At 68.4% G+C, this 19,267-nt stretch carries 25 protein-coding genes; 19 read left to right on the top strand and 6 right to left on the bottom strand.

The features are described from left to right. Nucleotides 1–262: 262 nt before the first annotated feature. The gene (locus NMLP_RS01290) at nt 263–469 is read right to left on the bottom strand and encodes a DUF7859 family protein (protein WP_015408317.1); all 207 of its coding nucleotides are present in this window, start codon (nt 467–469) and stop codon (nt 263–265) included. Between the two features lie 165 nt (nt 470–634). On the opposite strand from NMLP_RS01290, the gene NMLP_RS01285 reads away from it, so the two are divergent. Beyond that, a complete protein-coding gene (locus NMLP_RS01285; RefSeq protein ID WP_015408316.1) occupies nt 635–1,465 on the top strand; it encodes an ArsR/SmtB family transcription factor in 831 nt (276 codons plus the stop codon). 163 nt (nt 1,466–1,628) lie between these two features. Here NMLP_RS01285 and NMLP_RS01280 read toward each other — a convergent pair whose 3' ends face one another. Further along, nucleotides 1,629–2,150 carry a metallophosphoesterase gene (locus NMLP_RS01280; RefSeq protein ID WP_015408315.1) on the bottom strand — a complete coding sequence of 174 codons (522 nt, stop codon included), beginning with the start codon at nt 2,148–2,150 and terminating at the stop codon, nt 1,629–1,631. Nucleotides 2,151–2,283: 133 nt separating this feature from the next. Here NMLP_RS01280 and pdxT point away from each other — a divergent pair, with 133 nt between their 5' ends. The 5 genes from pdxT to NMLP_RS01255 all read left to right on the top strand — a co-directional run bounded on the left by pdxT (nt 2,284) and on the right by NMLP_RS01255 (nt 5,624). Beyond that, nucleotides 2,284–2,862: a pyridoxal 5'-phosphate synthase glutaminase subunit PdxT gene (gene pdxT, locus NMLP_RS01275; RefSeq protein ID WP_015408314.1), complete on the top strand. Its 579-nt coding sequence runs from the start codon at nt 2,284–2,286 to the stop codon at nt 2,860–2,862. Nucleotides 2,863–3,000: 138 nt separating this feature from the next. Next, nucleotides 3,001–3,447, top strand: coding sequence for a bifunctional nuclease family protein (locus tag NMLP_RS01270; protein WP_015408313.1), 447 nt, complete (start codon nt 3,001–3,003; stop codon nt 3,445–3,447). Next, nucleotides 3,444–3,800, top strand: a complete 357-nt coding sequence (gene hisE / locus NMLP_RS01265) for a phosphoribosyl-ATP diphosphatase (protein WP_015408312.1) — start codon at nt 3,444–3,446, stop codon at nt 3,798–3,800. Before NMLP_RS01270 ends, hisE begins: the two co-directional genes overlap by 4 nt. Before the next feature lie 155 nt (nt 3,801–3,955). Further along, on the top strand, nt 3,956–5,041 hold the full coding sequence (locus NMLP_RS01260; RefSeq protein WP_015408311.1) for a geranylgeranyl reductase family protein: 1,086 nt from the start codon (nt 3,956–3,958) through the stop codon (nt 5,039–5,041). 25 nt (nt 5,042–5,066) lie between these two features. Continuing rightward, nucleotides 5,067–5,624 carry a DUF6663 family protein gene (locus tag NMLP_RS01255; protein ID WP_015408310.1) on the top strand — a complete coding sequence of 186 codons (558 nt, stop codon included), beginning with the start codon at nt 5,067–5,069 and terminating at the stop codon, nt 5,622–5,624. A 31-nt stretch (nt 5,625–5,655) separates the two neighbouring features. Here NMLP_RS01255 and NMLP_RS01250 read toward each other — a convergent pair whose 3' ends face one another. Together NMLP_RS01250 and NMLP_RS01245 are read right to left on the bottom strand one after the other, a co-directional pair. Further along, the gene (locus tag NMLP_RS01250) at nt 5,656–6,141 is read right to left on the bottom strand and encodes a 2'-5' RNA ligase family protein (RefSeq protein WP_015408309.1); all 486 of its coding nucleotides are present in this window, start codon (nt 6,139–6,141) and stop codon (nt 5,656–5,658) included. Beyond that, nucleotides 6,141–6,320 (bottom strand): DUF7554 family protein, encoded by a 180-nt coding sequence (locus NMLP_RS01245; protein ID WP_015408308.1) that lies wholly within the window; start codon nt 6,318–6,320, stop codon nt 6,141–6,143. Before NMLP_RS01245 ends, NMLP_RS01250 begins: the two co-directional genes overlap by 1 nt. Before the next feature lie 135 nt (nt 6,321–6,455). Between NMLP_RS01245 and NMLP_RS01240 the strand changes: the two genes are divergently transcribed. Both NMLP_RS01240 and NMLP_RS01235 read left to right on the top strand, forming a co-directional pair. Continuing rightward, on the top strand, nt 6,456–7,163 hold the full coding sequence (locus NMLP_RS01240; RefSeq protein ID WP_015408307.1) for a DUF7345 domain-containing protein: 708 nt from the start codon (nt 6,456–6,458) through the stop codon (nt 7,161–7,163). Nucleotides 7,164–7,313: 150 nt separating this feature from the next. Further along, nucleotides 7,314–7,832, top strand: a complete 519-nt coding sequence (locus NMLP_RS01235; RefSeq protein ID WP_015408306.1) for a phosphate-starvation-inducible PsiE family protein — start codon at nt 7,314–7,316, stop codon at nt 7,830–7,832. Between the two features lie 35 nt (nt 7,833–7,867). On the opposite strand, the gene NMLP_RS01230 is transcribed toward NMLP_RS01235, so the two are convergent. Beyond that, on the bottom strand, nt 7,868–8,344 hold the full coding sequence (locus tag NMLP_RS01230; RefSeq protein WP_015408305.1) for a DUF456 domain-containing protein: 477 nt from the start codon (nt 8,342–8,344) through the stop codon (nt 7,868–7,870). A gap of 278 nt (nt 8,345–8,622) precedes the next feature. Between NMLP_RS01230 and NMLP_RS01225 the strand changes: the two genes are divergently transcribed. The 9 genes from NMLP_RS01225 to argF all read left to right on the top strand — a co-directional run bounded on the left by NMLP_RS01225 (nt 8,623) and on the right by argF (nt 18,065). Beyond that, nucleotides 8,623–9,822, top strand: a complete 1,200-nt coding sequence (locus NMLP_RS01225; protein WP_015408304.1) for an argininosuccinate synthase — start codon at nt 8,623–8,625, stop codon at nt 9,820–9,822. Nucleotides 9,823–9,826: 4 nt separating this feature from the next. Then, nucleotides 9,827–11,353 (top strand): argininosuccinate lyase, encoded by a 1,527-nt coding sequence (gene argH / locus NMLP_RS01220; protein ID WP_015408303.1) that lies wholly within the window; start codon nt 9,827–9,829, stop codon nt 11,351–11,353. Nucleotides 11,354–11,517: 164 nt separating this feature from the next. Beyond that, nucleotides 11,518–11,700 (top strand): lysine biosynthesis protein LysW, encoded by a 183-nt coding sequence (gene lysW / locus NMLP_RS01215; RefSeq protein WP_015408302.1) that lies wholly within the window; start codon nt 11,518–11,520, stop codon nt 11,698–11,700. Nucleotides 11,701–12,173: 473 nt separating this feature from the next. Continuing rightward, nucleotides 12,174–13,037 carry a lysine biosynthesis protein LysX gene (lysX, locus tag NMLP_RS01210; RefSeq protein WP_015408301.1) on the top strand — a complete coding sequence of 288 codons (864 nt, stop codon included), beginning with the start codon at nt 12,174–12,176 and terminating at the stop codon, nt 13,035–13,037. 13 nt (nt 13,038–13,050) lie between these two features. After that, entirely contained in the window at nt 13,051–14,094 is a 1,044-nt protein-coding gene (argC, locus tag NMLP_RS01205; RefSeq protein WP_015408300.1) for an N-acetyl-gamma-glutamyl-phosphate reductase, read from the top strand. Further along, nucleotides 14,091–14,924, top strand: coding sequence for an acetylglutamate/acetylaminoadipate kinase (locus NMLP_RS01200; RefSeq protein ID WP_015408299.1), 834 nt, complete (start codon nt 14,091–14,093; stop codon nt 14,922–14,924). Before argC ends, NMLP_RS01200 begins: the two co-directional genes overlap by 4 nt. A 13-nt stretch (nt 14,925–14,937) precedes the next feature. Beyond that, a complete protein-coding gene (locus tag NMLP_RS01195; protein WP_015408298.1) occupies nt 14,938–16,065 on the top strand; it encodes an aspartate aminotransferase family protein in 1,128 nt (375 codons plus the stop codon). Continuing rightward, complete coding sequence (locus tag NMLP_RS01190) at nt 16,062–17,159, top strand: [LysW]-lysine hydrolase (protein WP_015408297.1); 1,098 nt, start codon at nt 16,062–16,064, stop codon at nt 17,157–17,159. The genes NMLP_RS01195 and NMLP_RS01190 overlap by 4 nt, the downstream gene beginning before the upstream one ends. A gap of 15 nt (nt 17,160–17,174) precedes the next feature. Beyond that, nucleotides 17,175–18,065: an ornithine carbamoyltransferase gene (gene argF / locus NMLP_RS01185; protein ID WP_015408296.1), complete on the top strand. Its 891-nt coding sequence runs from the start codon at nt 17,175–17,177 to the stop codon at nt 18,063–18,065. Nucleotides 18,066–18,119: 54 nt separating this feature from the next. Here the strand turns inward: argF and NMLP_RS01180 are convergent, their stop codons facing one another. After that, nucleotides 18,120–18,386, bottom strand: a complete 267-nt coding sequence (locus NMLP_RS01180) for a thioredoxin family protein (protein WP_015408295.1) — start codon at nt 18,384–18,386, stop codon at nt 18,120–18,122. Between the two features lie 93 nt (nt 18,387–18,479). Between NMLP_RS01180 and NMLP_RS01175 the strand changes: the two genes are divergently transcribed. Together NMLP_RS01175 and NMLP_RS01170 are read left to right on the top strand one after the other, a co-directional pair. Next, a complete protein-coding gene (locus NMLP_RS01175) occupies nt 18,480–18,641 on the top strand; it encodes a preprotein translocase subunit Sec61beta (protein WP_015408294.1) in 162 nt (53 codons plus the stop codon). A gap of 146 nt (nt 18,642–18,787) precedes the next feature. Beyond that, nucleotides 18,788–19,138, top strand: coding sequence for a DUF192 domain-containing protein (locus NMLP_RS01170; RefSeq protein WP_015408293.1), 351 nt, complete (start codon nt 18,788–18,790; stop codon nt 19,136–19,138). Nucleotides 19,139–19,267: the final 129 nt, after the last annotated feature.

The raw sequence follows: 19,267 nt of genomic DNA, 5'->3' as shown, positions 1-19,267 counted from the left end.
GGCGGCCCCGCGGGCGCGACAGTACCACGGCGATCGGGTCCTGATGCAGGGAGCTAGTATACAAGATGTTTATAATATATTACACATTTGTGAATCGTATACGATGCATTCATAAATTATACATAAAACATTTATAATCCATTCGTATGGACGTAAATATAAAACATATGTAATATAAACATACGTATAAAACGTGTTCAACGCGTATGTATAATACGCAGCTAAAACGCCCGTAATAAAATATATCTGGTTTATAAATGGATCACTTCCGCCTGCCGTCGCGCATCCCCTCCGAGAAGTTGACGAGCGTCTTTCGGACGAACAAAAAGAGCGCGAAGACGACGAGCAAGAGCACCAGGATGATGCCGACCAGCACCGGGTTGACGCCGAAGAAGGGTGACGCCGGAACGCCGACAGCTGGAAGCGTCGGGGCGTCGAGAGCCGGGGAAACCGGAACGGGTCCTGTCATATCCCGCCCTTGCGCCCCCGGGGCAAAACCGTTTTGGGGAGGTCGTTCGGGACGCCGGATCGTTTCACTTCTGGCTCGCCGGGTGCGCTGTCGCCGCCTCGGCCCGGTACACCGTCCGGCCCAGCATATAAAAGCTCATGACCGCAGGGTCGATACGCCTCGTCGATGAGTCTCCTGCCCTCCAGTCCGGATGTTTCCTCCGGCGGCGATCCGCGGGTCGTCGACCTCGACAGCGAGGCGGCCGACGAACTGATGGCCGCTCTCTCCTCGTCGACGGCCCGCCGGATCCTGGCGGCGCTCCACGAGGATCCCGCCCCGCCCAGCGAGCTCGCCGACCGCGTCGACACCTCCCTGCAGAACGCCCAGTACCACCTCGAAAACCTAGAGGACGCCGGCGCGATCGAGGTCGTCGGGACGGCCTACTCCGAGAAGGGCCGGGAGATGTCGATCTACGGTCCCGCCGACAGCCCGCTCGTCATCGTTGCCGGCGAGCAAGAGCGCGCCGCTGGGCTCCGGTCGGCCCTCTCGCGGCTCTTCGCCGGCTTTCTCGCCCTCGGGGTCGGCGGGGCCGTGATCCAGGCGCTGTTCGGCGGGGACGACGCCGCCCCGCCCGTCGGATCGGGCGCCGATCCCGGTTCGGCGGCGCCCCCGGAGCCGAAAGCGACACCCGCCCCGGAGCCGACACCCACGCCGACGCCCGGCGGCGACGTCGGCGCGTTCGACGCCCCGGTCGACACGCCGACGCCGGAACCGGAATCCACGCCCGCCCCGAGACTGACGCCCGAAGCGGCCGAGGAGCCTGTCCCGGAGCCGACCGCGACGCCGGTCCCTGAACTCGAGGACGCGGCCGCCGAGGGGGCCGACGGACTCTCGGCCATCCTCGAGGGGCTGGTGGCCGGCGGGATGTCCCCCGGTCTCGCGTTCTTTCTCGGTGGCGCGGTCGTCCTCACTGTCGTCGTCGGCGTAGCGTATCTCCGCGCCCGGCGGCCGGCGTGAGCCGCCCCTCCCCGCGCTATCTAAAACGCCGATTGTACCCTACGCTGGCCTCTTTATGTCCCCGTGTCACGCTTCGAGTGCGCTGAACGCTTCGGCCCTCCATCGCCGTCCCTCCCCCTGCCCGCTGAGCGTTCGGCGCGTTTTCGTTCCCCTCTGTCGACGCTCACCGACCCCCGTGCGCTTCGACCGTGAAGCGATCGAACACCTCCCCGGAGGGTTCGACCAGTCGTCCCCGCGCTACGCCCCCGGCGTCGTCCCACTCCAGTTCGGCATGGGCGGGTCGGTGCCAGCGCGGGTCGGCGTGGCTGCCGGGGTTGAGAACCGACACGACGCCGTCGCGGAACGCCGGTTCGTGCGAGTGGCCGACGACGACGAGGTCGGCGCTCGACTGTCGACCGAACATCGACACCGCGGTGTCGGTGTGTTCGTGGCCGTGGACGACGGCGATCCGGAGCCCACGCCACTCGAGAACGCGATCCGTCGGGACGCGCTCGCACACTTCGGGCGTGTCGTTGTTGCCCGAGACGCCGTGGACGCGTCCGTACGACTCGAAATCATCGAGCACCGACGCGGTCGTGAAGTCCCCCGCGTGAACGATCTCCGACGCGTCCTCGACGGCCTCGGCGGTCCGCCCCGAAAGCCGGGCGTCCTCGCGGCCGTGCGTATCGGACAGAACAGCGAGCATACCGGCGGTTGGCGACCGCCCGACAAATGCCCACCGACCGTCGCGTCGTCGCCCGTATCGGTCCCGCGATCCGGACGGGGGACGGAACGGCCCGTATCGAGCCCTTTTTTTCGTCGTCCGCCCAACGTTCGGTATGCTCACTGCGGGCGTCATCGCGGTCCAAGGCGATGTCGCCGAACACGCCGCGGCGATCGAGCGCGCCGCCGAGCGACACGGCGAGGTCTGCCGCGTCGAGACGATCCGCTCGTCGGGTACCGTCCCCGATTGCGATCTGCTCCTGTTGCCGGGCGGGGAGTCGACGACTATCTCGCGGCTGCTCGCCGAGGAGGGGATCGACGAGGAGATCGAAGCGTTCGCCGCCGCCGGCAAACCGGTGCTCGCAACCTGTGCGGGCCTCATCGTCGCCAGTTCGGACGCCAAGGACGACCGCGTCGAGACGCTTGATCTCCTCGACGTGAGCGTCGACCGGAACGCCTTCGGGCGACAGAAAGACAGCTTCGAGGCCGCCCTCGACGTGACCGGCCTCACGGAGCCGTTCCCGGCGGTGTTCATCCGTGCGCCGACGATCGATTCGGTCGACGGCGGCGTCGAGATCCTGGCGTCAGTCGAGGACCGGCCCGTCGCCGTCCGGCAAGACAACGTCTTCGGCACGTCGTTTCACCCCGAGTTGACCGACGACTCGCGGCTCCACGGGCTGGCCTTCTTTCAGTAGACCGCACGGAGGTGGTGTGTCCCGACCGCACGGGGCGGCCCGGTCCAGCCCGACCGCACGGAGGTGGTGTGTCCCGACCACACGGGGCGGCCCGCCCCGACCGCCTGGGTTTTTATCCTCCGCCCGCTTCGGGACGGTATGGACGCACACATCGAGGGCGTCCGCGTCGCCGAGTCCCCCTCGGGGGTCGTCGCCGTGGTGACGCTCGGTGTCGAGGACGGGACGGACGTCTTGCCGATCTTCGTCGGGTTCGAGGAGGCCGCGAGCATCGCCCGTGGCCTCGACGCGGCCGACATCGGCCGCCCGCTCACGCACGATCTGTTGCTCGACGTGATCGAGGAGTTGGGTGGTCGGGTCGACCGCGTCGCCGTCTCGTCGATCGACGACGGCACCTACATCGCCGATCTCCACCTCGACACGCCCCGCGAGTCGGCCGTCGTCGACGCCCGCCCGAGCGACTCGTTAGCACTCGCCGCGCGGACCGGGGCCGACATCGAGGTCGACTCGTCGGTGTTCGACACCGGGCGTGAACCGATCGAGGAGTACGCGGGCCTCGAGGACATCCGGGAAATGATCGGCGCATGAACGACGACGCCCCCGATCCGGCGGACGCCGACCCGGCACCCGCCCCGGCGGACGCCGAACAGACGCCCGACTCGGAGATCCTCGACGACCTCTTTGCAGTGATCGAGTCCCGAAAGGCCGAACTCCCGGCGGACTCCTACACCGCCTCGCTGTTCACTCACGAGAAGGGCGACAACGCCGTCCTCGAGAAGCTGGGCGAGGAGACGACCGAACTCGTCCTCGCGGCCAAGGACGACGACACCGAGGAGATCGCCCACGAGGCCGCCGACATCGTCTATCACATGCTCGTGTTGCTGTCGATGAAGGGGATGGACCTCGAGGATCTCCGCAGGGAGCTCCAGGAACGATACTGATACTGACAGACAAACGAATATACACACGACGCACGAGTGATCCGCCGGTCGCGCCGTCGAACGGCGTGATCCTCGTGCGTCGGTGTTATTTGATGTCGTCCACCAGTATGAGGCGTGACGCAGCATACTTGTCCGTCGACCGCCGTCTAAAGGGTATGTACGACGTCGTCGTCGTGGGCGCTGGTCCCGCCGGATCGCGCTTTGCGCGCTCGGCGGCCGAGCGCGGCCGGGACATAGTAGTGCTCGAATCCGGCGAGATCGGCCGCCCGCTTGCGTGTTCCGGTCACGTCAGCCTCGACATCTGGGCGTTCGTCCCCGACCGGGCCCGCGGAGAACTGCTCCAAAACGAGATTCGCGGCGCGCGGTTTCACCTCGGTGGAGCCGACAGCCCCGCCCACCGGTTTTACAAGGACGGCGCCGTCTCGAACGCGATCGACCGCGTCGGCCTCGACCGGACGTTGGCCGACTGTGCCCGCGACGCCGGCGCGGAGGTCCGTCCGGGCCACCGCGTCACCGCCGTCCGCGAGCGCTCCGACCGCGTCGAGGTCGACGCCAGCGGTCCCGACGGTCTCGAGACGTTCGAGGGACGGCTGGTCTGTGGGGCCGACGGCCCCCGGTCGAAGGTCCGACGCGAGGTGGGTCTCCCCGAGCCCGAGGAGCTGCTACACGGGGTGTTGGGCTTCTCGACGGAGGAGGACGACGACGACTTCGTCGACGTCCACCTTACGGTCCCGCAGTTTTTCGCCTGGCGCATCCCGCGGCGGGCGGCGGGCGTCGAGTACGGCCTCGCGGTCGCGCCTGGCGACGACGCGCCTGGGCGGTTCGAGGCGCTCGTCGACGACTACGGGGTCGACGTCGAACGTCGCTGCTCGGGGGCGATCCCGATCGGCCCGCCCGACCGGACGGTCGGCAAGCGGAGCTTCCTCGTCGGCGACGCGGCCGGCCAGACGAAGCCCTTCACCGGCGGCGGCATCCTCTACGGCATGCGGGCCGCCGACATCGCCGCCCGCGAGATCGATCCCGCCCACCCCGCGAGCCTCCACGAGTACGAACACGCCTGGCGGTCGGCGCTGGGCGGCGACCAGACGCTCGGGGCGGCCCTCCGGGCCGGCTACTCGCTGCCGCGACCGATCCAGCGCGCGGGGCTGCGCGCGCTCTCGGGCGAAATCGGCGTCCACATGGACCGGCCCAGTTCCCTGTTCTCGCGGGCGCAGCTCCGGGCGCTTCTGTCGTGGCAGTGAACTACCCTCGGCACGAACCGACGGTATGACCCGCTACATCGAGGGGCCGTTCCGGCTGCTCGCCGGCCGAACCGACGACGAGTGGCTTCTCCTCGACGTCAACTCCGCCGATCCGGCGTACGTCCCCCGGTCGTCGCTGCCCGACGCCGCGGTCGGCAACCGGATCGACGGCGACCTCCGCTTCGAGGGCGAGGAGCCGACACTCCGCGAGGCGACCGTCGACACCGAGACGCGGTTTCGGTTTCGCCGCACCGACGAGGCGCTCTTCGAGGCCACCCGGACCTGCTTCGAAACAGCCCGCGCCGAGGGCGAAGCGATGAACTCGCGGGTGACCTACGACACCGACCGCAACCCCAACGGGATCGTCTACACCTTCGCCGAACAGCCCGGCAGCCGCGATCTCTTCGTCGAGTTTCGCGACGGGGCGAAGCCGCTCGAACCGCTGCTCGCCCGCGCCGCCGACGGGGCCGACCCGCCCTTCTCCGTGTGGGTGCTCGACGGTGACGATCCCTTCCTCGCCGTCTACATCGTACTCGGGCCGGACGGAGTGTTGGAGCGAACAATGCGGGACACCTACGGCTGAGGGGCCGACCGCCGCGGGCGTCCCGCGGCGGTCAGACCGGCAGCGCGATCCGCTCGACGGCCTCGTCGTACTTCGGCGACCACACCGACAGCGAGTCGATGGTCCAGGTCCGGCTTCCGACGGATCGGTCGGCCAGCCGCCCGGCGTCGCCGCCGCGCGCGATCGTGACGTGCGGGACGTACCCCTCGCCCTCCAGCCCCTCGACGGGGTCGAATAGCTCACAGAGCGTGCGGTGTATCTCGAGTAGCCGCGGCGAGTCGACCCGGAGGTACGCGACCGGACCGGGACCCACCGGCGGATCCCTGAACAGTTCGATCGTCGAGAGCCGCGCCTCGAAAGGACCGACGCCGGCGAGCGCCCCCCGAACCCGGCGGGCGAGCGCCGACGGGCGGCCGTCGCCGAGCCGTTTGACGAGGAGGCTGTGTCGGTCCCGGGGCGTCGCCTCGAAGCAATCGCTGGCCAGCCCACGGGCCAGCCGCGAGAGGTCGGGGGGGACGGTGACGTTACAGCTGTACACTATACCCAATCGAGGAGATGCGCGATAATGAGTACGACGATCACGACCGCCACCACGGGACTAATCGAGGCGAGTACCTCGACGAACAGGCCGACGATCTCGAGAACCAACAGCGCGATCACGAGCAGGAGGACGACCTTGAGCAGGTCCTCGACGGCGAGTTCGCTCCTGTCGAACATACCCGCAGGTGGGAGCCGTCGACGCAAAAATACTGTGCCCTCGTCGGGGTGGCGGCGCGTCGCCCATCGACTGGCCCAACCCGCCCGGCGTCGGCAACCGGGCCGTTTTTGCCCCCGGACGGACACTGTCGCGCCATGCACACCGTCTCCCGACTCCTCGCCGCCCTCTGTATTGCGGCCCTCGCGCTCTCGGGGGTCGCCGGCACCGCCGCCGCCCAATCCGCCGCAGACGGCCAGTTCGTCGTCGAACTCGACGCCGACGGCGACGCGAACGCCACGTTCAGCGACGAGTTCGACCTCTCGGACCCCGACGAACGCGAGGTCTTCGAGCGGGCCGACTCGAACGCGGAGCTCAGAGCCACCGCTGCCGAGCGCTTCGGCGAGGAGATGCGGCTCGTCTCCCGGACGGCCAATGAGGCCCTCGACCGCGAACTCCGCGTCGGTGACGTCACGGTCGAGACGGCCGTCGTCGGCGAGACGGGCGTCGTCGCCTACGAGTTCCGCTGGGAGAACGTCGCGGCCGTCGACGACGAGCGGGTCGTCCTCGCCGAGCCGTTCTCGCTGTTCGAAAGCCTCGATCGCGAGTTGGTGGTCGTCGCACCCGAGGGTTACGCGATCGAGAGCGTCTCACCGGAGCCGGCGCGAGCCGAGGGCGACACCGTCGCCTGGCCGGGGCTGACCACCTTCGGCGAGGAGTTCGAGGTCGTTGCGGTCCCCGACTCGGGCGGGACCACGGAGCCCATCGAGCACTCGCGGGCGGGCACCACGCACGGCGGCGCGCCCCTCGCGTTGGGCATCTCGGCGCTGGTCCTCGGTTCGCTGTTGGTCGGCCGGAAGCGGTAGTTCCGCCGGACCCCCGGGCGTCGGTGGGCGTCCGGAGCGTGGGTCCGAACCCGCGGCGACACCACGACCCACAGTATATGCGTCCCCCATCCGTACACGTCGGTGGATGGGCGATCAGTTACCCCCGCACGAACGCACGACGCTGCACAGATGAGTGGTGACGACACTACCGATACAGAGACTCCGTCCGACCCCGCCGGTCTGGGGTCCTCGAGGACGTTGGCGGAGCGGTACTCACACACCGTGGGCCGATTCGTCCACGTGACCGAGTTGGCTGCTGCGACCGTCTTCGCCGCGCTCTTTGCGGTCGGGGTCCTCGACCTGCTGATTCAAATACTTGCGGCCGTACAGTCGGGCGGTATCACCGATCCCCTCGTCGTTATCAGCTTCATAGACACGGGGCTTTTGCTTTTGATCATCGTCGAAGTGTACCAGACGGTACTCGCCTACGTCGAGGAGAACGAGACCCGACGGATCGTCCAGCTCGTGATCTACACCGGCGTCATAGCGATGGTCCGAAAGGCCATCATCTTCCGGACGGGCGAGTACGGCTCGCTCGAGGAAGCCCTGCTCGCCGCCGGGTCCTACGCGATCATCATCTTCGCGCTGGTCGCCTTGCTTCTCGCCGAGCGGTCATACGGGAGCGACGAGATAGTACCGTCCGATTGACGCCTGTCCCCTCGCCCTCGGCCCGGCCGATCGGTTCAAAGCCACACGAGGACGAATCCGACGAGCATCGACAGCGTCAATACCGCCTGCATCGCGCTCGAAGCGAGCATCCCGACGGCCGTGGCAGCCGCGGTTCGGACCCCCTTTCGGGCGTCGCCGTGGCGTCTGTACTCCAGGGCGAACACCGATCCGACGACGCCGATGATCGCCCCGAACGGGCCGAGCGCCGGGAGCAACGCGACGGCCGCGACCGCGGCGATGGCCGTCGTCCGCGTCGACGCACCACCGGCCCGCGCCGAGATGGCCCCGCCGAGGAGGTCGATAGCGACGGTGAGACCGCCCAGCGCGACGAAGCCGAACAGCGCGAGCGTCCCGGGTTCGCCCGTCGCCGCCCAGTAGTACCCGACGCCGAGCGTCGAGAGGACGCCGCCCGACACCAGTGGCAGGAAGCTCGCGGCGACGCCGGCGACGAGCAGCGCGAACGCGACGACCGCGGGATCGACGGGGAGCATCGGCCCAACCGACGGCGCGGACGGACGAAACGCTGTCGGGGCTCGACACGGACTCACACACGCCCTGCCGTTCCGCAAGGGTTTAATATCGCTCTGCGGATAGAGTCGAGTACATGATGCGATCCCACCGCACCGACGCGTTCGCTCTCGACGGTGGGTCCTTCCTTCTCTCGCGACCGCGACGGGCCGGTAGGCCCGATTAGTACCACTTCCCTCGTCGCGCTCGCTCGATCCCCAACGACGACCGTCCGGCCGACGGTCTATCCCAACACAACACCATGTCAGATACCAACCGCGTCGCGCTCGCCTTCTCCGGCGGGCTCGACACCACCGTCTGCGTACCGCTGCTCGAAGAGGAGTACGACTACGACGAGGTCATCGGCGTCACCGTCGACGTCGGCCAGCCCGCCTCGGAGTTCGAGGAGGCCGAGGAGACGGCCGAAGCGCTCGATCTCGACCACTACGTCGTCGACGCCAAAGCGGCGTTCGCCGGACTCTGTTTCGACGCCGTCCGCGCGAACGCCTCCTATCAGGGCTACCCGCTCGGGACCGCCCTCGCGCGCCCGGTGATCGCGGAGGCGATCCTCGACGTCGCGAAGGAACAGGACTGTACGGGCCTCGCTCACGGCTCGACGGGCAAGGGCAACGACCAGTTGCGCTTCGAGGCCGTCTGGCGCGACTCGGATCTGGAGGTCATCGCGCCGGTCCGGGAGCTCGGCCTCACGCGGGAGTTCGAGCAGTCTTACGCCGAGGAGCGCAGCCTTCCGATCGAGGGCGGCGACGAGGGCAAATACAGCATCGATACGAACCTCTGGAGCCGCTCGATCGAGGGCTCCGAACTCGAGGAACCGAGCTACGTCCCACCGGAGGACGTCTACGAGTGGACGACGGCGCCGACCGCCGAGACGCTCGAAATCGAGGTCGGCTTCGAGGACGGCTACCCGGTTTCGCTCGACGGAACCGAGACGGAGCCGGTCGAACTCATCGAGGAGCTCAACGACCTCGCGGGCGGCTACGGCGTCGGCCGCTCGGACATCATGGAGGACCGCATGCTCGGGCTGAAAGTCCGCGAGAACTACGAGCACCCGGCGGCGACAGTGCTTCTCAACGCCCACGCCGCGCTGGAGGACCTCGTGTTGACGAAAGAGGAGCGCGCGTTTAAAAATCGGGTCGACCACGAGTGGTCCGAAAAGGGGTATCAGGGCCTCGTAAACGCGCCTCTGGTCGACGCCCTCGAGGGGTTCATCGCCGAGACGCAGACGCGCGTGACGGGGACGGTCACGATCCGCTTCGAGGGCGGGCAGGCCCGCCCGGTCGGTCGCTCCTCGAAGTACGCCGTCTACTCCGCGGAAGCCGCCTCGTTCAACACCGAGGACATCACCGGAAGCATCGAACAGAGCGACGCGACGGGCGTCGCGAAGTACCACGGCTTCCAGGAGCGTCTGGCCAACCGCGTCGTCGACGGCGACGGGGAGTAGATCCATGACCGGGGCCGACGACGGCGACGACGGCGACGACGGCGACGACGGCGCGGGCGCAAGCGCGAACGGGGACGGCGACGTCGTCCGCCGCGAGCGTTTCAGCGGCGGCCCCGCCCGCAGTTTCATGTCGAGCCTCGCGGCCGACGAGCGCATCTTTGCCGCCGACGTCGCCGTCGACCGCGCCCACGTCGTGATGCTCGACGAGCGGGACGTCATCGATCGGACGGACGCGGCGGCGATCCTCGAGGCGCTCGCCGACGTCGAGGCCGCCGGCCACGTCGCCCTCCCCGACGGCGAGGACGTCCACGCGGCCATCGAGACGGCCGTCATCGAGCGCGTCGGCGAGCGTGGCGGCCGGATGCACACCGCCCGCTCCCGCAACGACGAGGTCGCGACCTGCATCCGGTACCGGTTGCGCGCTGACGTCCTCGACGCCGTCGAGGCGACGATCGAGGCCAGAGAGGCCCTCGCCGAGGTCGCCGAGCGCCACGCCGAAACCGTCATGCCGGGCTTTACGCACCTCCAGCCGGCCCAGCCGACGACCGTGGGCCACTACCTCGCCTCGTACGGATCAGCGCTGGCTCGCGACACCGAACGGCTACTCGACGCCTACGGCCGGGTCAACCGTTCGCCACTCGGCGCTGCCGCCTTCGCGGGTACGCCGTTCGATATCGACCGCGAACGAACTGCCGAGTTGCTCGGTTTCGAGGGCCTCGTCGAGAACTCGATGGACGCCGTCTCGGCGCGGGATTTCCTCGTCGAGACGACCGCCGCCGTCGCCGCGCTGTCGACAACGCTGTCGGGGCTCGCCGAAGACCTCGTCGTCTTTTCGAACCGCGGGTACGTCGAACTGGACGACGCCTACGCCTCGACGTCGTCGATCATGCCCCAAAAAAAGAACCCCGATACGATGGAACTCGTCCGGGGGACCGCGGGCGACGCCGCGGCCGGCCTGAACGCGCTGTTGTCGATCCTGAAGGGGCTCCCGCGGGCGTACAACCGCGACCTCCAGCGTGCCCACCCCCACGCCTTCGAGGCGGTCGACGCGGTTCGCGAGGCGACGACGGTCGCCGCCGGCGCGGTCGCGACCGCCGAGTGGGACGACTCGTCGCTGTCGGCCGCCGCGTCGACGGGCTTTTCGACGGCGACCGGCGTCGCGGACCTGCTTGCGATGTCGGGAATCCCGTTTCGGACCGCCCACGAGACCGTCGCGCTCGCGGCCGAGTCACTCGAAGGCGAACGCGACGCGTCGGCGACGTACGCGGCCCTCGACGCCGCCGCCGAGGAGACGCTCGGCGAGCCACTCGAGACCCACGTCGACCGCGAGACCGTCGAGGCTGCCCTCGACCCCGAAGAGAGCGTCGCCTCGCGTAATTCGGTCGGCGGCCCGGCCCTCTCGGCGGTCGACGCAGCCGACGCTCACACTCGGGAGGCGCTCGGCGACCATCGAGGGGCCCTCGAGTCGCGCCGCGAGGCCCTCGACCGCGCCGAGCGCCGGCTCGCCGAGGAGGTGGCTCGTCGTGCGTAACCGACGACCGCTGTCGCTTCTCGCTATATGTATTAAAACCTGACAATAAATCTGGATGACGGGTTTTCAACCGCATCTGAACCGTTAGATGCTCGTATTCGTTATTATCTCCTTTTGATAAGTTCGAAGCTTTTAAGTGGGTCGGTGGCCGACTAGACGGCACGATGACGGAAGACACGATCACCACGGAAGATCCCATCACGGGCGAAGAGATCGAGATCCCCGCCGACGTCGAGGTCGGCGAGATTATCGACAGTCCGATTACGGGCGCCGAACTCGAGGTCGTCTCTGTCGACCCGATCGCCCTCGAGGAGGCTCCCGAACTGGAAGAGGACTGGGGGGAGTAAGGCGATGGATGTCGGCGCGGACCGCCGCCCGGCCGGAACGCCCGCGAGGGGTGATGGCTCGTGAACGTCTGGCCGCCGAGGGCGTCCCGGGCACACGAACCGTCACGAGGTGACGCTTCGTGAACGTCTGGCCGCCGAGGGCGTCCCGGGCACACGAACCGTCACGAGGTGACGCTTCGTGAACGTCTGGCCGCCGAGGGCGTCCCGGGCACACGAACCGTCACGAGGTGACGCTTCGTGAACGTCTGGCCGCCGAGGGCGTCCCGGGCACACGAACCGTCACGAGGTGACGCTTCGTGAACGTCTGGCCGCCGAGGGCGTCCCGGGCACACGAACCGTCACGAGGTGACGCTTCGTGAACGTCTGGCCGCCGAGGGCGTCCCGGGCACACGAACCGTCACGAGGTGACGCTTCGTGAACGTCTGGCCGCCGAGGGCGTCCCGGGCACACGAACCGTCACGAGGTGACGCTTCGTGAACGTCGGCGTGCTCTACTCGCGGATCCGCCGCGACGAGAAGCTTCTTTTGAGCGAGCTCCGCGACCGGGGCCACGAGGTCACGAAGATCGACGTGCGAAAGGAACGTTTCGGCGTCCACGAACCGCCGGAGGTCCTCGAAGGGCTCGACATCGTCGTCGACCGCTGTCTCGCGACCAGCCGATCGCGGTACATCACCCGGTTCGTCGACGCCTACGACGTCCCCGTGGTGAACGGGCCGGAGACGGCGGCGGTCTGTGCCGACAAAGCCAGAAACAGCCTCGTACTCGCGAACGCGGACGTGCCGACGCCGGCGACCGAGGTCACGTTCACCAAGGAAGCAGCCATGGAGTCGATCGAGGAGTTCGGCTACCCCTGCGTGCTGAAGCCCGTCATCGGGTCGTGGGGGCGGCTGATGGCGAAAATCGACTCGCGGGACGCTGCCGAGGCTATTCTCGAACACAAAGAGACGCTCGGCCACTACGAACACAAGGTGTTCTACATCCAGGAGTTCGTCGAGAAGCCGGGCCGCGACATCCGCGTCGTCGCCACCGACGGCGAGCCGATCGCGGGGATGGCCCGCTCCTCGGAGCACTGGCTGACGAACGCCGCCCGCGGTGCCGAGACCGAACCGATCGAGATCACCCCCGAGATGGCCGACCTCGTCGAGCGCGCCTCCGAGGCGGTCGGGGGCGGCCTGCTCGGAGTCGATCTCATGGAGACGGGCGACTCCTACACCGTCCACGAGGTGAACCACACTGTCGAATTCAAAGCGCTGAACGAGGTCACCGAAACCGACGTCCCCGCCGCCGTCGTCGATTGGCTCGAGGCCCGCGTCCGAAACGTCGAGGTGGCGGCATGATCGGGGGGGCCCAATGACGGAGTCCTACGCCGCGAGCGTCGTCGGCGCCAGCGGCTTCACCGGCGGGGAGTTGCTCCGGTTGCTCTACGGCCATCCGAACGTCGACGTCGTCCAGGCGACGAGCCGGAGCTACGAGAACAAGACGGTCGGCTCCGTCCACCCGAACCTGCGGGGGATGGACCTGCGGTTTTCCGACCCCGACGACCTCGAATCGGTCGACGTCCTCTTCGCGTGTACGCCTCACGGCGTCTCGATGGAGCGTATCGATTCCTTCCGCGAGGCGGCCGGCACGGTCGTCGACCTGAGCGCCGATTTCAGACTCGACACCGAGGCCGAGTACGACGAGTGGTACGACGGCCACGACCGCCCCGAACTGCTCGCCGACGCCGAGTACGCCTTGCCGGAGCTCAACCGCGAGAACCTCCCCGGCGCGGAGCTGATCGCTTCGGGGGGCTGTAACGCCACCGCGGCGATCCTCGGGTTGAAGCCGCTCTTCGACGCCGACGTCCTCTCCGGCGGCGAGCGGATCGTCGTCGACGTGAAGGTCGGCTCCTCGGAGGGCGGCGCGGGCGGCGGCGAGGCCTCCTCACACCCCGAGCGTTCGGGGGTCGTCAGGCCCTACGCGCCGACGGGCCACCGCCACGAGGCCGAGATCGAGGCCTTCCTCGGCACGGGGGTCTCCTTCAGCGCCCACGCGGTCGACATGACCCGTGGCGCGTCGGCAACCTGTCACGTCTACCCCGACGACCCCGTCTCGACGGGTGACCTCTGGACGGCGTACCGCGGCAGCTACGCGGAGGAGCCGTTCGTCCGGATCGTCTCGGGCGGCTCCGGGGTGTACCGGTATCCGGAACCGAAGGCGGTCGCGGGCTCGAACCACGCGGAAGTCGGCTTCGAACTCGACCCCCGGAACGGCCGGATCGTCGTCTTTTCGGCGATCGACAACATGATGAAGGGCTCGGCGGGGCAGGCCGTCCACGCGGCCAACGTCGCCTTGGGTCTCGAGGAGACGGCCGGCCTGGAGTTCGCCGGGCTGCACCCGGTGGGAGCGCCATGACTGACCCCGACACCGTCGTCGTCAAAATCGGGGGGGCCCGCGCAGTCGACCCCGAGGGGGCGCTCGCGAACGTCGCTTCGGTCCGCGAGGACGGCACCGACGTCGTCGTCGTCCACGGCGGCTCGACGGCCGTCGACGACGCCCTAGAACGGATGGGGGTCGAACCGGAGTACGTCGAGACGCCCTCCGGCGTCGTCGGCCGTTTCACCGACGCGGAGACGATGGACGTCTTCAAGATGGCGCTGGCCGGGCAGGTCAACACCGACCTCGTGACCGGCCTCCGGAACCAGGGCGTCGACGCGGTCGGGCTCTCCGGCGTCGACGGCGGGCTGTTTACCGGCCCGCGCAAATCCGCGGTTCGGGTCGTCGAGGACGGCACAAAGAAGATCAGACGCGGCGACCACTCCGGGACGATCGAGTCGGTCAACGGCGGGTTGCTCTCGACGCTGCTCTCGGACGGCTACACGCCCGTCGCCTCGCCGCCGATGCTGGCCGACGACGGCGTCGCCGTCAACACCGACGCCGACCGCGCCGCGGCGGCCGTCGCGGCCGAACTCGGAGGGACGCTCGTCTCGTTGACAGACGTGGCGGGCGTCTACCGCGATCCCGACGACCCCTCGACGGTCATCGACCGCGTCGACACCCCCGACGCCTACGAGGAGCTGCGGGCGGCCGCCGAGGGGTTCATGGGGCGGAAAGTGATGGCGGCGACGGAGGCCCTCGAGGGCGGCGCCGAACGGGTCGTCGTCGCCAACGCGAACGCGGACGCCCCGATCCGATCGGCGATAGACGGCGGCGGCACGGACGTGCTGCCTAGCGCGCTCGAATGACATCACACCAACCATGAGCGGCTTCATTTTTTCGGAGAAACCGATCCGCATCGACCGTGGCGAGGGAGCGTATCTCTACGACACGAACGGCAACGAGTACCTCGACTTCGGCGCGAGCTACGCCTGCACGCCGGTGGGCCACTGCCACCCGGAGGTCGTCGACGCGGCCACCACGCAACTCGAGGACCTGTTCTACGTGCAGGCGTCGTACCCCCACGCCGCCCGGACGGCGCTGTACGAGCAGCTGGCCGACGTCGCTCCGGTCGATATCGACAACGTCTGGCTCTGTAACTCCGGGACGGAGGCCAACGAGGCGGCGCTGAAGTTCGCCCGCCACGCCACCGGACGCTCGAAGATCGTCGCCACGAAACGGGGCTTTCACGGGCGGACGATGGGGGCGCTCGCGGCCACCTGGAAGGACAAGTACAAAGAGGGGTTCGGCCCCCTCGCCGGGGACTTCGAGTTCGTCGAGTACGGGGACAGCGAGGCGATGGCCGAGGCGGTCGACGACGACACCGCCGCGGTCATCATCGAACCCCTGCAGGGCGAGGGCGGGATCAACCCCGTCTCCAAGGAGTACCTCCAGTCGGTACGCGTTCAGACGGCGACCTCCGGCGCCGCGTTGATCCTCGACGAGATCCAGACCGGCCTCGGCCGCACCGGCGAGCTGTGGGCCGCCGACAAGTACGACGTCGTCCCCGACGTGTTGACGACGGCGAAGGGCCTCGCGAGCGGGCTTCCGATGGGCGCGACGCTGTGTCGCGACTGGATTGCCGAGGACTCGGGCAACCACGGCTCGACCTTCTCCGGCGGGCCGGTCGTCTCCGCGGCGGCGGGGGCGACGCTGGACGTCCTCGAACGGGAGTCCCTGCCCGCCCACGCGGCCGAGGTGGGCGCGTACATCCGCGGGCAGATCGAGGACCGCCTCGGCGACGACGTCCGGGAGGTCCGCGGCCACGGGCTGATGATCGGTATCGAGGTCAAACGCGGTTCGAACCGCCTGTTGCGCGATCTGGCGTTGAACCACGACGTCCTCGCGCTACCAGCCGGTCGGACTGTATTGCGGCTCCTGCCGCCGTTAACGATCGAACGCGAGCACGCCGACGCCTTCGTCGACGCCCTGGAGGCGGTCCTCGCGTGAGCGAACCGGCGCGCGAGTCGGGCCTCGCTCCCGATACCGAGGCCCGCAAGCTGCTCGAGACGCTCGTTTCGACCCCCTCGCCGACGCCCGAGGAGGGCGAGTGCGCGGCGGCGCTCGCTGGCTTTTTTGAATCGCACGGCCGCGAGGTCTTCGTCGACGAGGTCGGGAACGTCCGCGCGCCGGCCGACGACAGCGTCCTCTACACCTCCCACATCGACACCGTCCCGGGTGACATTCCGGTTCGGATCGAGGACGGCGACCGCGGCCTCGAGCTGTGGGGCCGCGGTTCGGTCGACGCGAAGGGACCGCTCGCGGCGCTGGCGGTCGCGGCCGTCCGGACCGGGGTCTCCTTCGTCGGCGTCGTCGGCGAGGAAGTCGACTCCCGCGGCGCACGACACCTCATCGAGGATCGCGCCGCACCCGACGCCGTCGTCAACGGCGAACCCTCCGGCGCGGACGGGATCACCCTCGGCTACCGGGGGATGCTCAGCGGGACGTATCTCTGTACCTCGGAGTCCGGCCACACCTCCCGCCCGGAGAACAACGCCATCCAAGACGCGATCGGGTGGTGGTCGGCGGTCGAGGATCGCTTCGATGGCGGCGTTGCTCCGGCGGAACAACGGGACGCCGACGATGCCGGCGACGCACCGGTCTTCGAGCAGGTCACGCCGAAACCGGTCTCGATCGAGGGTGGCGTCAGCGAGGACGGTCTCGCGGTCGAGACGACCCTCGACGTCCAGTTGCGGGTGCCGCCGCGGTACTCGACGGCGGACCTCAGGGAACTGGCCGCCGGCGAACTCGGGGCCGGTACCGTCACCTGGACGGACTCGGTCGAGCCGACGATGCAGAGCCCTCGAACCCCGGTCGCGCGGGCGTTTCGCGTCGCGATCCGCGAGGCCGGCGGCGATCCGCGCCTCCTCAGAAAGACCGGCACCGCCGATATGAACATCTACGCGGGGGCGTGGGACTGCCCGATGGTCACGTACGGTCCCGGCGACTCCGAGCTCGATCACGCACCGAACGAACACCTCGAACTGCACGAACTGGACCGCGCGGTCGCCGTTTTGGAGGCCGTCGCGGCGGACCTCACCTGAGCCCCACCACGGATCATGAACTTCCTGAACATCGACGACCTGACGCGCGAGGAGCTCGACGACGTACTGACGAGCGCGATCGACCTGAAAGAGCGGACCGCCCGCGGCAAGACGGCCGACGCGCTCGACGGCGGAACGCTCGCGATGATCTTCGAGAAGCCCTCGACACGGACGCGGGTCTCCTTCGAGACCGGCGCGACACAGCTCGGCGGGCACGCGATCTTTCTCGGCCCCGACGACATCCACCTCGGCCACGGCGAACCGGTCAAAGACACCGCGCGGGCGCTGAGCCGCTACGTCGACGTCATCATGGCACGTGTCTTCGACCACGCCGACGTGGTCGAGTTGGGCGAGTACGCGACCGTCCCCGTGGTCAACGGGCTGACCGACGACGCCCACCCCTGTCAGACGCTCGCCGACCTGTTGACCATCCGGGAGCGCTTCGACGGGTTCGACGCCCGCGTCGCGTGGGTCGGCGACGGCAACAACGTCTGTCAGTCGTTCGTCCTCGGGGCGGCGATGGTCGGTCTCGACCTCGTCGTCGCGACGCCGGAGGGGTACGGCGTCGACGAGGCGGTGCTCGACCGGGCGGCCGAACTCGGGAGCGCCCCGGAGGTCGTCTCCGGTCCCGAAGCGGCCGTCGCGGACGCGGACGTCGTCTATACCGACGTGTGGGTGAGCATGGGCCAAGAGTCCGAGCGGGCCGAGAAGCTCGACGCGTTCTCGAAGGCGGGGTTTCAGGTGACAGAAGAGCTCCTCGGCGACCGGCTCCTGATGCACTGTCTGCCCGCCCACCGCGGCGAGGAAGTCACGGACGCGGCCATCGAGAGCGACAACGCGATCGTGTGGGATCAGGCGGAGAACCGCCTGCACGCCCAGAAGGGACTGTTGACGTCGCTGCTGTAGCGGGACCGCCGATAGCGTCACAAAAAGGGGGTCGTTCTTTCGGTATCCGTCGAGCTACGCCCCGGCGTCCCCGAGAGCGGTCTCGAGGTCGTCGCGTTGGGTGACGCCGACGAAGCGCTCGACGACGCCCTGGTCGTTCTCGACGATGAGCGTCGGGAGCGAGCGGACCTGATACTCGTTGGCGACGTCCTGTTCGGAATCGACGTCGACTTTATCGAACTCGACGTCCGGATAGTCCTCCGCGAGCTCCTCGAGGATTGGGTCTTGGGTCTTACACGGGCCGCACCAGTCCGCATAAAAGTCCTTGAGCGTGACGGACATAGCTACTGGTACCCGATCCGACCGCATAAACGTTTTCCAAACGGCACCGGTCAGTGTCGAAACGCTTAGGAGTCCTGCAATGAATCATGGGGTATGAGCAGCGGAGAAAACTCCGGCGGGCTGATGTCCAGTGCCGGACTCGTCCGGTATTTCGACTCCGAGGACAGCAACACGCCGACGATGGATCCCCGAACGGTCGTCGCCTTTGGAGTCCTCCTCGGCGTATTCGTGTTGATGCTGAACGCGCTCGCCTGACGGGACCGCGGCGGCCCGAGCCCGCGGAGCGACCGCGCAGGTAGTTCATATGCGCTACGGTCCTATCACGCGATACCAGACTGATTTATATACCCACTCCGGCCCTGCCCGGGGCCTTTTTATATATTCCCGGCCCATCCCCGTCCGTGCGCGTCGTTCACGACACGCCCGACGGAACGCGAACGCTCGCCGACCGCGCCGACCGTGCCGAGGGGCTCCTCGCCCAGGGGGTCGGGCTGATGTTCCGGCGATCGATCCCCGACGGCTACGCGCTCGTGTTCCCGTTCTCGGGGGTCTCGGCGCGGGGGCTGCATATGCTCTTCGTCCCCTTCGATATCGACGCGATCTGGCTCGTCGACGGCGAGGTCCGGAAAAAAAAGCGGCTGTCGGGGTGGACCGGCCGCGGCCGCGCCGAGGCCGACACCGTGGTCGAACTCCCGGCTGGGGCGGCCGACGGCGTCTCGGCGGGCGATTCGGTCCGGATCGAGCCCTCATAGCGCCGGCCGAACCGGGCCGTCACACCGACGGCGCGACGGGCGGCAACCAGCAAGTTAATGAACGTCCGTGGCTATCGTTCGCGTACAACCATGCCGAACGCCACCCCGGCAGAGGATAGAGTAAGTCGC

Source organism: Natronomonas moolapensis 8.8.11 (assembly GCF_000591055.1).
Lineage (GTDB): Archaea > Halobacteriota > Halobacteria > Halobacteriales > Haloarculaceae > Natronomonas > Natronomonas moolapensis.
Note: the sequence above shows the minus strand (reverse complement) of the source record. Positions and strands in the feature narration are given on the sequence as shown.

Excerpts from the sequence above, each read along its gene's own strand:
- argC (WP_015408300.1), top strand. The coding sequence starts at position 13,051 with ATGACGGAGTCCTACGCCGCGAGCGTCGTCGGCGCCAGCGGCTTCACC.
- NMLP_RS01285 (WP_015408316.1), top strand. The coding sequence starts at position 635 with ATGAGTCTCCTGCCCTCCAGTCCGGATGTTTCCTCCGGCGGCGATCCG.
- NMLP_RS01270 (WP_015408313.1), top strand. The coding sequence starts at position 3,001 with ATGGACGCACACATCGAGGGCGTCCGCGTCGCCGAGTCCCCCTCGGGG.
- argF (WP_015408296.1), top strand. The coding sequence starts at position 17,175 with ATGAACTTCCTGAACATCGACGACCTGACGCGCGAGGAGCTCGACGAC.
- pdxT (WP_015408314.1), top strand. The coding sequence starts at position 2,284 with ATGCTCACTGCGGGCGTCATCGCGGTCCAAGGCGATGTCGCCGAACAC.
- NMLP_RS01225 (WP_015408304.1), top strand. The coding sequence starts at position 8,623 with ATGTCAGATACCAACCGCGTCGCGCTCGCCTTCTCCGGCGGGCTCGAC.
- NMLP_RS01260 (WP_015408311.1), top strand. The coding sequence starts at position 3,956 with ATGTACGACGTCGTCGTCGTGGGCGCTGGTCCCGCCGGATCGCGCTTT.
- NMLP_RS01175 (WP_015408294.1), top strand. The coding sequence starts at position 18,480 with ATGAGCAGCGGAGAAAACTCCGGCGGGCTGATGTCCAGTGCCGGACTC.
- NMLP_RS01290 (WP_015408317.1), bottom strand. The coding sequence starts at position 469 with ATGACAGGACCCGTTCCGGTTTCCCCGGCTCTCGACGCCCCGACGCTT.
- NMLP_RS01255 (WP_015408310.1), top strand. The coding sequence starts at position 5,067 with ATGACCCGCTACATCGAGGGGCCGTTCCGGCTGCTCGCCGGCCGAACC.
- NMLP_RS01195 (WP_015408298.1), top strand. The coding sequence starts at position 14,938 with ATGAGCGGCTTCATTTTTTCGGAGAAACCGATCCGCATCGACCGTGGC.
- NMLP_RS01240 (WP_015408307.1), top strand. The coding sequence starts at position 6,456 with ATGCACACCGTCTCCCGACTCCTCGCCGCCCTCTGTATTGCGGCCCTC.
- NMLP_RS01230 (WP_015408305.1), bottom strand. The coding sequence starts at position 8,344 with ATGCTCCCCGTCGATCCCGCGGTCGTCGCGTTCGCGCTGCTCGTCGCC.
- argH (WP_015408303.1), top strand. The coding sequence starts at position 9,827 with ATGACCGGGGCCGACGACGGCGACGACGGCGACGACGGCGACGACGGC.
- lysW (WP_015408302.1), top strand. The coding sequence starts at position 11,518 with ATGACGGAAGACACGATCACCACGGAAGATCCCATCACGGGCGAAGAG.
- hisE (WP_015408312.1), top strand. The coding sequence starts at position 3,444 with ATGAACGACGACGCCCCCGATCCGGCGGACGCCGACCCGGCACCCGCC.
- NMLP_RS01235 (WP_015408306.1), top strand. The coding sequence starts at position 7,314 with ATGAGTGGTGACGACACTACCGATACAGAGACTCCGTCCGACCCCGCC.
- NMLP_RS01280 (WP_015408315.1), bottom strand. The coding sequence starts at position 2,150 with ATGCTCGCTGTTCTGTCCGATACGCACGGCCGCGAGGACGCCCGGCTT.
- NMLP_RS01245 (WP_015408308.1), bottom strand. The coding sequence starts at position 6,320 with ATGTTCGACAGGAGCGAACTCGCCGTCGAGGACCTGCTCAAGGTCGTC.
- NMLP_RS01200 (WP_015408299.1), top strand. The coding sequence starts at position 14,091 with ATGACTGACCCCGACACCGTCGTCGTCAAAATCGGGGGGGCCCGCGCA.
- NMLP_RS01180 (WP_015408295.1), bottom strand. The coding sequence starts at position 18,386 with ATGTCCGTCACGCTCAAGGACTTTTATGCGGACTGGTGCGGCCCGTGT.